This is a genomic window from Rhodococcus (subgen. Prescottella) equi (genome assembly GCF_003013675.1).
GTDB classification, from domain to species: Bacteria; Actinomycetota; Actinomycetes; order Mycobacteriales; family Mycobacteriaceae; genus Prescottella; species Prescottella equi.
The window spans coordinates 2,870,384-2,882,180 of record NZ_CP027793.1 but is presented as its reverse complement, the minus strand read 5'-3'; the positions used below and the strand labels follow the sequence as shown (position 1 = coordinate 2,882,180).

Annotated in this window: 8 protein-coding genes; 4 read left to right on the top strand and 4 right to left on the bottom strand. The window is 68.6% G+C overall.

The window, feature by feature from the left end:
- Positions 1-15 precede the first annotated feature (15 nt).
- Both C7H75_RS13450 and C7H75_RS13445 read left to right on the top strand, forming a co-directional pair.
- Positions 16-888, top strand: a complete 873-nt coding sequence (locus C7H75_RS13450) for an SCO6745 family protein (protein WP_106851458.1) — start codon at positions 16-18, stop codon at positions 886-888.
- Positions 889-1,087: 199 nt separating this feature from the next.
- Positions 1,088-1,540, top strand: a complete 453-nt coding sequence (locus C7H75_RS13445; protein WP_022596179.1) for a universal stress protein — start codon at positions 1,088-1,090, stop codon at positions 1,538-1,540.
- 4 nt (positions 1,541-1,544) lie between these two features.
- Here the strand turns inward: C7H75_RS13445 and C7H75_RS13440 are convergent, their stop codons facing one another.
- Entirely contained in the window at positions 1,545-1,961 is a 417-nt protein-coding gene (locus C7H75_RS13440) for a hypothetical protein (RefSeq protein ID WP_233281761.1), read from the bottom strand.
- 81 nt (positions 1,962-2,042) lie between these two features.
- Positions 2,043-4,322: a HelD family protein gene (locus C7H75_RS13435; RefSeq protein WP_064058725.1), complete on the bottom strand. Its 2,280-nt coding sequence runs from the start codon at positions 4,320-4,322 to the stop codon at positions 2,043-2,045.
- A 180-nt stretch (positions 4,323-4,502) separates the two neighbouring features.
- On the opposite strand from C7H75_RS13435, the gene C7H75_RS13430 reads away from it, so the two are divergent.
- Positions 4,503-5,966 (top strand): NAD-dependent succinate-semialdehyde dehydrogenase, encoded by a 1,464-nt coding sequence (locus tag C7H75_RS13430; RefSeq protein ID WP_106851456.1) that lies wholly within the window; start codon positions 4,503-4,505, stop codon positions 5,964-5,966.
- Between the two features lie 14 nt (positions 5,967-5,980).
- A complete protein-coding gene (locus tag C7H75_RS13425) occupies positions 5,981-6,640 on the top strand; it encodes a hypothetical protein (RefSeq protein ID WP_064058723.1) in 660 nt (219 codons plus the stop codon).
- Positions 6,641-6,733: 93 nt separating this feature from the next.
- Here C7H75_RS13425 and C7H75_RS13420 read toward each other — a convergent pair whose 3' ends face one another.
- On the bottom strand, positions 6,734-7,648 hold the full coding sequence (locus C7H75_RS13420; protein ID WP_005512916.1) for a DoxX family protein: 915 nt from the start codon (positions 7,646-7,648) through the stop codon (positions 6,734-6,736).
- A gap of 76 nt (positions 7,649-7,724) precedes the next feature.
- Positions 7,725-11,636: a trehalose-phosphatase gene (otsB, locus tag C7H75_RS13415; RefSeq protein ID WP_106851455.1), complete on the bottom strand. Its 3,912-nt coding sequence runs from the start codon at positions 11,634-11,636 to the stop codon at positions 7,725-7,727.
- Positions 11,637-11,797: the final 161 nt, after the last annotated feature.

The following is an 11,797-nucleotide window of genomic DNA, read 5'->3' as shown; positions in this document are numbered from 1 at the left end:
GTACGCTTCCGGGACATGGACGTACATCTCGCCGGACGCACTGCTCGGTCGCTCGAACTTCTGCATTCGCTCGCCTACTTCGCACCCGAGGTCGAGCGGGAACTGGTCGGGAGCGGGCTCGAACCGGGCCGAATGACGTACTTCGCCGGACGTTCCGCACCGATGGGAGCGGTGTCGGCGGGGGTCGTCGCCGCCGTGTTCTACAACTTCAACCCGTCGCTGATCTCGAACGTGCTCCCGCGTGCCTGGACCCTCGCGGACCCCGCGGAGATCGTGAAGGCGCGGTATCGCGGCGTCGATGCGGCCTACCGCTCGCTGCTCGGAGAGAAGGTGATCGCGTCGCAGCAGATGTCGGAGGCCGCACAGCTCGCTGCTATTGCGGCGCAGGCGATCCCGGGCGTCGACGGTCGCCCGCTGTATGCGGGGTATGCCGCACTGGACTGGCCGGACCAGCCGCATCTGGTGCTGTGGCATGCGCTGACGCTGCTGCGCGAGTACCGCGGGGACGGTCACGTGGCAGCGCTGCAGACCGCCGGATTCAGCGGGCTCGAGGCGCTGATCACGCACACCGCCGCGGGAATCGGTTTCCGGAAGTCGTTCGCGCAGTCGCGTCGTGGCTGGAGCAGCGAGGATTGGGCGTCGGCGGCGGCCGACCTGGTCGACCGGGAGTTGCTGACCCCCGACGGCGAGCTGACCGCCGACGGCCGTGAACTACGCGAGGTGGTCGAGGATCTCACCGACGAGCTCGGGTCGGCGCCGTGGACCGAACTTGGGGAGGACGGAGCAGCCCGCCTCGTCGAACTCGCCACGCCGTGGTGCCGGTCCGTACGCGATTCGGGTCTGTTCCCGGAATCGCTGTTCGGCCCGCGGTACGGCGAGTCCCGCTGACAGCGCGACCCACACGGTGGAGTCCCGTGGTGAAATGGTCGCAGGGGTGGATCCGTCCACCGGGGGATGAAGCATGTTGTGCCGCAATTCCACCTGACGTCGCGCCGATGCGGATAGTGTCAGCGCAGCGAACGGGAATCTTCGGTCGAACAGGGCACGCAGCCGGAGTCCTCGAACGAACGCACACATGGAGGAATCAATGACCGCGTATCGGACCGTCGTCGTCGGAACCGATGGATCGGACTCGTCGTACCGCGCAGTCGACAAGGCTGCTGCCCTTGCCGGTGCGGCAGATGCGAAGCTCGTGATCGCATGCGCCTACTATCCCGCGGATCCGAAGGACACCGAGGCGGCGCAGGACACCCTGCGTGAGGACGCCTACCAGGTGACCGGATCTGCCCCCACCTACGAGATCCTCCGGAGGGCGCGCGAGCGTGCCTTGGGTGCGGGCGCCAAGGACATCGTCGAACGCGCCGTCGTCGGCGCGCCGGTGGATTCGCTTCTCGCACTTGTCGACGAGGTGGAGGCGGACCTCCTGGTCGTCGGCAACCGCGGACTCAACACCCTGACGGGGCGTCTGCTGGGTTCCGTGCCGTCCGACGCGGCACGCAAGTCGACGTGCGATGTCCTCATCGTGCACACGGTGCGCTGACCGGTCAGCAGAAGTCGCTACGCGTCGAATCGAGCAGTAGCCGGGTGGCCCGCTCGGCGGTGAGCACGCCGCCGGACTGGCTCGCCGCGTAGGCGGCCGTCGGCCGCAGGTGCGTCAGAATCTCGGAATCGGGTGTGCCGGCCGCGATCTGCCGGCACACCCCGTCCGCGAGGGCGAGCAGCGTCGGGTGAGGAACGACGGCGGGGAATCCTCGGGCCGCAAGCACCTGCGAGAGATGCTCGGTGCGGACGTCGGCCACGGTCGCGACAGTGGACGGCTCGGGCGGATCTGCCACTGTCTCGGCAGGAGGGCCGGCAGGGTTCGTGGCGCCGCAGGCCCCGAGCGTCACCGCCATCGCGCCGGCAGTCAACGCGATGGGCAGTGCGCGCACTGCGCGTCCCCGCAGACGCGATCGGATCACGGTCTCTTCCTTCTGCAGTCGACGATTCGGTGCCCAGGCACCGTACCGCCTCGACGTTCTCGCCCACGAGCGGTTCGGCGATCAGGCCCGTGTGCAGACGGATTCGTCGAGCGCGTCGAGCACACTCGGCAGCGGCCGAGCGTGGACGATGCCGAGACGCTGCGTCGCTCGCGTCAGCGCGACGTAGAGGTCGTTCATGCCGCGCGGGGACTCGTCGAGCAGATTCTGCGGTTCGACGATGATCACCGAATCGAACTCCAGGCCCTTCGCGTCCTTGACGGTCAGCACACTCACGTCGTCGGAGCGCAGATCGGCGAGCTGCGCGACGTGCTCGTGTCCGGCGAGGACGGCCGTCAGTCCCGGCCCGGACTCGGCGGCGACACGTCGACGGACCTCGTCGAGAACCTCGGTGGCGTCGACGCACTGGGCCCACGGCGCGTGGCCCGACGCACGGACCGACCGCGGCACCGTCTGGTTCGGGTCGATCTCTTCGAGGACCTTGTGCGCGAGCTCCATGATCTCGGCGGGCGTGCGGTAGTTGACGGTGAGCTCGGTCAGCTTCCATCGCTGCGCTACATACGGCCCGAGCACGTCCTGCCACGAGGAGCTGCCCGCCGGATCGCCGGTCTGGGCGGTGTCGCCCACGAGGGTCATCCACCGGTTGGGGATGCGGCGCATCAACATTCGCCACGCCATCTCCGACAGCTCCTGCGCCTCGTCGACGATCACGTGGCCGTACGTCCACGTCCGGTCGCCGGCGGCGCGCTCCGCGGTGGTCCGGTGGCGGCCGAGGTCCTGACGCTCGGCGAGCTGGCTGGCGTCGATGAGGTCGTAGGCCATGAGGATCTCGGGATCCATCTCGTCTTCGAGGTCCTGGGGCGCCGAACCGGTCAGGATGTCGAGCGCGCCCTGGGCGTCGGCGATCTGGGCCCGCCAGCGGCGCCCTGCGCGTTCGCGTTCGGCGGCGTCGTCGATACCGAGAAGCTCGGCGAGCTCGTCCAGCAGCGGCGCATCGGCGGCACTGAACCCGACCCCCTCGGTGCGGAGCAGTACGTCGCGTTCGGAGTCGGAGAGTTCGGGGGCCGCGGATGCCAACCGTTCGGGGGAGCGGAGAAGATCGGTCAGGACCTGCTGCGGCGTCAGCTCGGGCCAGAGCGCGTCGAGAGCTGCCATGATCGCTGGGTCTTCGCGCATCTCGTCGCGCATGTCGGCGATGTCGTCGCGGCTGAGCAGGTTCGAGCCGTCGAGCACGTTGCGCCCCAGGGTGGCCGCGAGCTGGTCGGCGAGCGCCTCGATCGCGGCGGACACGAAGATCGGACGCGCGAGGTTGTGGGGGCGACGCGACGAGCGCGCGCGTCCGCGGGCGCGGGTGACGATCTTCCGGTCGAGCGTGATCGGGTAGGTGTCGAACCGCAGCTCGATCGGTGACTTCGGCACCTCCTGGCGGTCGCGGACCGCCTTCTTCAACACGTCGATCATCGCCAGGGAGCCCTTGAGCTCGCCCTCTTCCAACGAGTCCTCACGGGTCGCGCGGACGCCCGGATACAGATCGCCGATCGTCGACAGCAGGACTCCCGTCTCACCGAGCGAGGGCAGGACCTGACCGATGTAGTCGAGGAACGTGGCGTTGGGTCCGATGATGAGGACGCCGGCCCGGTCCAGTTGCTGCCGGTACGTGTAGAGCAGATAGGCGGCGCGGTGCAGGGCCACGGCGGTCTTGCCCGTGCCAGGTCCTCCCTGCACGACCAGGACACTGCGGTGGTTCGACCGGATGATGGCGTCCTGCTCGCTCTGGATGGTTTCGACGATGTCGTGCATCTGCCCGGTCCGGGCCGCGTTCAGTGCGGCCAGCAGTGCGCTCTCGCCGGCGACACCGCCCGCTCCGCCGCCGTCGCCGTGAGCCCGCGCTGCGTCGAGGTCGAGGTACTCGTCGTTGATCGCGGTGACCGTCCGCCGCCGGGTGCGGATGTGGCGCCGGCGGGTGACCCCCTCCGGGGCGGCCGGGGTCGCGAGGTAGAACGGCCGGGCGAGAGGTGCTCTCCAGTCGAGGAGGAGCGTCTCGTAGTCGCCGTCCTCGTCGAGGATGCCGACGCGTCCGACGTAGCGCGGTTCTCCGTCGACGTCGATGCGGCCGAAGCACAGGCCGTTCTCCGCTGCGTCGTAGCGGGCGAGGTCCTCGGTGTACATCTGGGTGAACGACTCGCGCTCGCTCCGCGCCTGCGGGGTGCCACCGCCCTCGAGGAGGACTCGGCTGAGCCGGTCGGAAGCGTACGTGCGCAGGCCGTCGAGGCGCTCGTACAGCATCGACACATAACCCTGCTCGTGGTCGAGTTCGGGGTGGATGTGGGCCTCGTCGGGCAAGAGGTCTCCTAGATCGAGGGACGGCAGAAAAGCGCCCAAGCAGTCTAGTGCGCGGGGGATGCTCGCGCAGATTCGCTGGTCGAGGGCCCTTCGTGGGTCGCGGCCCGGATGCGTGAGCGTGGCGTGCAGTGGGTAGTCGGAGAGCGGACCGATTCCGCCCACAACCGGAGAGGGGAGAGCATGACCTCCACCAGCGTGCAGCCCACCAGTGCGTCCGGCCCCGACGCGACGCCCTTCCGCACCGTCGACCCGTACACCGGACGGTCGATCAGGGAGTACCCGTACCTCGTCGGGGAGCAACTCGACGAGATCGTGGAGCGAGCCGCCGCCGCATTCGAACTGTGGCGCGACGAACCCGTCGAACGCCGTGCGCACGTGCTGGCCCGCGCCGCCGAACTCGTGCGCGAACGCAAGGACGACTTGGCGGCGTCGGTGACGCGGGAGATGGGCAAGCTGATCACGGAGGCTCGCGCCGAGGTGGACCTGGCGGCGGCGATCTTCGACTACTACGCCGAACATGGACCCGAGTTCCTCCGTCCCCGTGAGCTCGACGTGGACGAGGGCACCGCCGAACTCGTCAACGAGCCCATCGGAGTGCTGCTCGGCATCGAGCCGTGGAATTTCCCGCTCTACCAGGTGGCCCGCTTCGCCGCCCCGAACCTGCTGCTGGGCAACGTGATCCTGCTCAAACACTCGAGTTCGTGTGCGCAGACGGCACTCGAACTCGAGAAGCTCTTGGCCGACGCCGGGGCGCCGGAGGGTGTGTACAGCAACCTCTTCCTGCAGGTCTCCGACGTGGAACGGGTGGTCTCCCACCCGGCGGTTCAGGGCACCTCCCTGACCGGCAGCGAACGCGCCGGCGCCTCCCTGGCCGAGATTTCGGGCCGGCACCTGAAGAAGTGTGTGCTCGAGCTCGGTGGCAGCGATCCGTTCGTGGTGCTCGACGTGGACGATCTGGACGGCGTTCTCGATGCGGCGGCCGCGGGACGACTCGGCAACACCGGCCAGAGTTGCGTTGCCTCCAAACGCTTCATCGTCCCGGACGCCGTCTACGACGAGTTCGTCGAGGGACTCACCCTCCGGTTCTCCCAACTCGTCGTCGGAGATCCGTCGGATCCGCAGACGACGCTGGGCCCGCTGTCGTCGGAGGACGCTGCACGGAAGTTGCTCGAACAGGTCGACGACGCCGTAGCCAAGGGCGCCACGGTCACTGTCGGCGGAACACGTCCGGACGACCGGGGGCCGGACGGAAACGGCGCGTTCGTCGACGCCACCGTGCTCACCGGCGTGACGCCGGACATGCGGGCGTTCGAGGAGGAGCTGTTCGGGCCGGTCGCGGTCGTCTACCGGGTGGCCGACGAGGACGAGGCGGTGGAGCTCGCCAACTCGACGCGCTTCGGTCTCGGTGGCACGGTCTTCGGCTCGGACGAGGAGCGGGCTCGCGCCGTCGCCGATCGCATCAGGAGCGGGATGGTGTGGATCAACCATCCCACGTCGACCGCCCCGGAGCTTCCTTTCGGCGGCGTCAAGAGTTCCGGTTTCGGTCGCGAGTTGAGTGATCTCGGTCTGTTCGAATTCGCCAACCGCAAGCTGATTCGTTCCGTCCCGAAGAACGCCGGAGTCGAACACGCGGCAACCGGTTAGGAGGGGAGGTATTCGTGACCGCCTCACGGTCGGACACCGACGTGGTCCGCGACCTCCTCGACCGGGCAGGCCGAACCTTCGCGGAGGAGGCGCGTATCACGCTGAAGGACACACCCAAACCGTTGTTTCAGCTGCTGGTGCTGTCCATGCTGCTCAGCTCCCGCATATCGGCCGACATCGCGACGCGGGCGGCCCGAGAGTTGTTCGCCGCAGGATGGCGGACGCCGGACACGATGGAGGCTGCACCGCGGGCGGAGGTGATCGCGGCGTTGCAGCGAGGTCGATACACGCGGTACGACGAGAGCACCGCGACCCGCCTGAGGAAGATGGCCCACCGTGTGACGGCCGAATACCGTGGCGATCTGCGCGAGCTCGCGCAGCGAAGCGATCACGACGCGGGCGCGGCCGCACGGCTGCTGGAGGAGTTCGACGGCATCGGCCCGGTGGGCGCCGAGATCTTCCTCCGCGAGGTTCAGGACACGTGGACGTGGCTCCGGCCGCATCTCGACGACCGCGCCCTCGACGGTGCCGAGGCGCTGCATCTGCCGCGGGACCGCGGGGGACTCGGCGCGTTGGCCGGGACGCGGGGGATGGCACCGCTCGCCGCAGCGCTCGTCCGGGTGACCATCGACTCGCAACTCCGGGACGAGCTCTCGGGATCGGGCGAACGATGACCGTGCCGAATCCGAAACGGGCGGCACGTCACCGGAATTCCGGTGACGTGCCGCCCGATATCGGTCGTCCGGCGTCAGCGTGACGACGGGCGATCAGTCCTGCAGTTCGGCGGCCTTCGCGCGCGCGGCCGCGAGAGCATGCTCGGCCTTCTTGCGGGCCTTCTTGCTCACGACCTCACTCTGCTCGCCGGCGGTCGCCAGTGCGTGTTCCGCCTTCTTGCGGGCCCGCTTGCTCAACACCTCGCCCTGCTCGCTCGCCGAGGCCGCCCATTCCGTTCCCCGTTCCCGGGCGAGGTGGGCGAACTCGGTTCCGCGCTCGCGCGCGAGTTCGGCGAGTACCGGTCCGCGTTCGCGGGCCACTTCGCTCAGCTCCGCACCGCGTTCCTTCGCGAGGTGCGCCAGTGCCGACCCTCGGACACGGGCCGCGTCGAGAAGTTCGCCGCCACGCTCACCGGCCTGCTCGGCCGCCGACCGCGCCCGCTCGGATACCACGTGCATCGTGTGTTCGGCATCCGAACCGTTTGCGCTCGAGAACGCTTCCGCGACCGAAGCCTGCGCCTTGCGGGCGGCGCGCCGGCCGCGCCAGCCCAGCGACGGCTTGCCCTCGGTGTCGACAGCAGCGATGAGCAGCCCGCCGAGCATCGTCATGTTCTTGAAGAACTGCATCCGCTGCATCGCGCGCTGCTGCGGGTCGTCGACGTTCCAGAAGTCGTGCCCGGCGAGCGTGGTCGGAACGAGCGTCCCGGCCAGGACCAGCGAGGCTGCACGCGGCGCCTTGCCGACCGCGAGCAGTGCACCCGCCCCGACCTGGAGCGCGGCATTGATCTTGACCAATGTCTCGGGGTCGGACGGCAACTTGTCGGTGACGGCACCGGGAAGCGTCCCGACGGATTTCTCGATCAGCGCCCCGGCGGCGTCGGCTTTGGGAGCCGGACTGCGCAGGGAATCGATGCCACCGGCGATGAACACGGTGGACAGGAGCGGGCGGGCAATTCTTCGAACGATCATGGGCGGACTCCCTACCTCGATTGTCCCTCCACCGTATCCAGGCGAGCGTGATCCGGCACGGCACGAGCCGATTTGTCTACCCGAGCCGAATCGAGCCCCCGGGGTGCAGTTGCGCCACCTGTCCACGGCATTCGACCTCGATCGACGGCTGATTGCCCGGCGCGGCGCTCACCTCGACACTACGACCGTCGACGGTCAACCAGAGGCGATTACCTCGATAGAAGATCGGGAACTGCAAGGTGCCCAGGCTCGAGGGCCAGTCGGGAGAGAACACCAGTCGGTCGCCGCGCACCTCGAGTCCGGAGAAGCACCGCTGCATCAGATCCACGCTGCCCGCCATCGCGGCGAGATGGATACCCTCCGCGGTGGTCCCGCCCTGGATGTCGGCGACGTCCGATGCGAGCACTCGGTCGAAGAACTCCATCGCGCGATCTCGGCTGCCACGGGCCAGGACCCAGGAATGGACGACGCCGCTCAGTGTCGAGCCGTGCGAGGTTCGTTCGATGTAGTAGTCGATGGTGCGGGGGATGGCGTTTGCAGGGAAGGTGTATCCGAGCCGCTGGAGCAACTCCCGGAGTTCGTCGGCCGACAGCAGGTAGAAGAGCATGAGCACATCCGCCTGTTTCGATGCACGGTACCGATTCACGTCGTCGCCCTCGGCCTCGAGAATGCGGTCCAGCCGCTGAATGTTGCCGTACCGCCGGCGGTACCCGCTCCAATCCAGTTCCGCGAGGTCGCCGTACCCCTCGAATTGGCTGATCACCCCGTCGTGGAACGGGACGAACATACGGCGGCTGACGTCTTCCCAGCGAATGATCTCCTGGGTCGGCAAACCCAGAGCCTGAGTGAGATCCGAGCGGATCTGCCGCGGGATCACCTCGAGGGTGTCGATGACCCGCAGCAGCACCCACACCGCCATGACGTTGGTGTACGCGTTGTTGTCGATGCCGTCGAAGGGGGCTTCCGGGTAGCCGGCGTGGAACTCGTCGGGGCCGATGACACCGCGGATGACGTAGCGGCCGCGACTCTCGTCCAGGTCGGCGAGTCCGGCGTAGAACCGTGCGATCTCGATCAGCATCTCGGCGCCGAATTCGATCAGGAACTCGAGGTCACCTGTGACCTGGTAGTACTGCCACACGTTGTAGGCGACCGCGATCCCGGTGTGAAGTTGATGGCGGCTCGGGTCCGGGTTCCATCGCCCGGATATCGGGTTGAGATGCAGCCGGGGGCTCTCCTCACGTCCGTCGCTGCCCGACTGCCACGGGAACATCGCGCCGGTCCGCCCCGCCTCCCGCGCCGCTCGGCGGGCCTCGCGCAGCCGGCGATAGCGGTAGCGCAGGAGCGATTTCGTCAGTGTGGGCAACCGAAGGTTCAAGACCGGGAACACGAACAGCTCGTCCCAGAAGATGTGGCCGCGATACGCCTCTCCGTGCAGTCCCCGTGCCGGCACACCCGCGTCCAGGTCGCCGGTGTTCGGTGACACCGTCTGGAGGATCTGCAGGAGATGGAAGCGGACGATCCGCAGCGCGTGGCCGTGGCCCTCGAGCTCGATACCGAGACTGTCCCACAGCCGAGCCCAGGCCAGGACATGACCGTCGAGTACCTCGTCGAACCGGCCGAGGCGTGTGAGCCACCGCGCCGACTCGTCGGCCGGTTCCGACACTGCGGGATCGCGGCCCGTGAACAAGGTGACCATCTTCTCCGCAGTGACGGACTGCCCGGCAGCGAGGTCGATCGAGATGTCGTGCCCGATCCGGCCGTCCCCTTCGATCAACCGGTACGTGGGGGAGGGCTGCTCGTGATCACGCCGGAGGGTCGTCCGGGCGGCGATTGCCACGGGAATGCGGGAATTGCTGGTGCACACGGAGATCAGCACCGACCCGGCGGCCAGTTCGGTGGCCTGCACCGGCTCGAGGTGCCTGCTCCCGAGCGCGCGGTACCGCTCGACCAGAGTGTTCTCGACAGCGCCGTCGACCTCCGAGCGGATGTCCAGACGCCCCGACCAGTTCTCGGCCGAGATCGTCGTCTCCAGCGCGCCGACGTGCGGCAGATGCATGGCTACGAATCGGCGTTGAATCAGAGAGGTGATGCGGCCGGCGGCATCGCGTGAGCGCAACCTCCGAACGAAGACCGCGCGACGCAGGTCGAGGTGCTGGCGGTACTCGAGCAGCTCGGTCGTGTCGACGTCGAACCAGGGGCCGCCGTCGATCCTGAACGTGAGCGGGAGCCAGTTGGGCAGATTCACCATGCTCTCGTTGTCGACGGCGGTGCCTGCCATCTCCTCGCGGAGCCGATCGAAGATGCCGGCCGCATACGTGCCGGGATAGTGGATTGCGCCCGCTCGCGCCTCGGGCGCGCACCCGCGGGTGGCGAAGGCGCCGTTGCCGACCGTGCACAGTGCCTCGCGCAGCTTCTCGACGGACGGGTCGTAACCCTCGAAGAACACCGTCCACGGGTCTTCCGGCGGGGGTGCGGTGCGCGGATCGCTGCCCACCAGATCGGCGATTCGTTGGAGCAGTTCGTGTACCTGCGCGGGGCCGTCCACCGCGAATCGCGCCGCCGACCGCCTGTCGCCGTCCTCGGTGTGGCGCACCACGACCCCGAACCCGCTGTCCTCGATCGCGTCGAACGCGTCCTCGTCGGTCAGGTCGTCGCCGACGTAGATCGGCAGCACGTCGGACGATGCGCCGACGTGGCCGAGGGCCCACACCAGTGCCCGGCCCTTGTCCCAGTCGACATCCGGACGGATCTCGACGATCTTGCGGCCGCTCGTAAGCCGCAATCGAGGTTCCTCCGCTACGGCCGCACGCACCGTCGAGATCACCTCGTCGACCCGCTCGGCGTCCACGTTGCGGTAGTGGACCGAGACGGCGAAACGTTTACCTTCCACCAGGACCCCGGGAACCGTGCCCAGGCGTTCGCACAGCGTCGACGTGATCCGGACGAGGTCCGGTTCGGCGTCCGACGCCTCCTCGTTCTCGTAGTGCTGACCGTCCGGTCCGACGAGCTCGAAGCCGTGACTGCCCGCGTACCAGAGGCCGGGCACTCCGACGCGGGCTCGAACGTCCGCCAAATCCCTGCCGCTGATGATCCCGACCGGACAGTGCCGGGCCAGCCGCGCGAGCTCGGACGCCACGCCTTCGACGAGAGTTGCGGCGGTGGGCTGGGCCACGATGTCGGCTATCGTGCCGTCGAAATCGAGGAACACCGCCGGATGTCGCGACCGCAGGAGCGCCGCCGACTGGTGGCGTGAGGTGAGAGCATCGGGAATCCGGGAGAGGGGACGTGTCCCGGAACGAAACCCGATCCGCGCCACGTCGGTCACCACCACGTGGGCACCGGCGCGGCGCAGGAGTTCCTCGTCGCCGGGGCGGGCCACGCCGATCACGAGCGCGAATCCGCCGCGGCGGGCGGCCGCGAGATCCGACGGACCGCCCACCACGACGGCCGTGCGAGCGGGGTCCGCCCCGAGCCGACGTACGGCTTCGTCGAGCGTCCGGAGCTGCGCCTCGACGGCGAGCATCGTCTCGGCGCCGAAGATGTCGCCACCGATCGCGTCGAGGATCGCGGTGCGGCGAGGTTCTGCGCAGTACACCGCGATCCGCAGGCCCGCACTGCGGACCCGCCGAGCGAGGTCGACGGCCGCGTCCTGCACCGGGATGCCGCCGCGAGCGATACGGTCCGCGAACTCCCGATCCAACAGGCCCGTAATGCCCCGTGCCGCTTCGGCGGTGGGCGAGCCGGAGGGGGCGCCCACCGGCAGCGGGACACCGACGCCGGCCAGCCCGTCCGCGATCGCGTCGGTCAGCGAGGTGTCCGCGACGATCCGAACGTAATCGTGTCCGGGCAGGGGCGGGTGGTCCGGAAAGCGCTCGCGGTAGAAGTGGTCCCACACTTCACCACGGAGGTCGGCGGTGCCGACGAAAACACCCTCGAGCGCGAAGGCGACGGCGTCGAGACGCCGGGGATCGATCACCGCGCGGGTCATCGATCCCGTCCCGGAGTCGTCTGCATGGCCGTTCGCCTTCCGCCTGCCGGCCGCTGACCGAACGAAAGACCCGGGCGTCGATACCGCTCACCACGCTGCAGGTTTCGCCGGTGTCCTCAAACTACGCCGGTTCCATCGGCCGAGGGGTTCGACCGATGGAA